Genomic DNA, 391 nt, shown 5'->3' with positions numbered 1-391 from the left:
TGAACCGTCCCGGGGATGATGGAGGGTGGGAAGCCACAGAAAGGAACCTCCCACCATGCCAGCACCACGCAAGTACCCCGACGAACTCCGACAGCGAGCCATCCTCATGGTCCTCGACGCGAAGACCGACCCCGACACCGCTCGCGGCGCGATCCGCAGAGTCGCCGACCAACTCGGCATCTCCCGGGAAACTCTGCGCGGCTGGGTCCGCCGCACCGAGATCGACAACGGCCAGCGTCCCGGGACCACCACCGACGACACCGACCGGATCCACGCCCTGGAAAAGGAAAACCGGGAGCTGCGCCGCGCTAACGAGATCCTCAAATCCGCCTCGGCTTTTTTCGCCGCGGAGCTCGACCGCCCCTTGCGCTGATCTGCAAATACATCAACT

The 391-nt window shown here is 64.7% G+C and carries 1 protein-coding gene; it reads left to right on the top strand.

Going from position 1 to position 391, the window contains the following annotated elements; all coding sequences use genetic code 11:
- The first annotated feature begins 55 nt into the window (after window positions 1–55).
- Window positions 56–373, top strand: a complete 318-nt coding sequence (locus ACT3S3_RS15305; protein ID WP_073884357.1) for a transposase — start codon at window positions 56–58, stop codon at window positions 371–373.
- Window positions 374–391: the final 18 nt, after the last annotated feature.

It is taken from the genome of Corynebacterium sp. AOP40-4SA-5 (genome assembly GCF_052377355.1).
GTDB lineage: Bacteria > Actinomycetota > Actinomycetes > Mycobacteriales > Mycobacteriaceae > Corynebacterium.
Note: the sequence above shows the minus strand (reverse complement) of the source record. Positions and strands in the feature narration are given on the sequence as shown.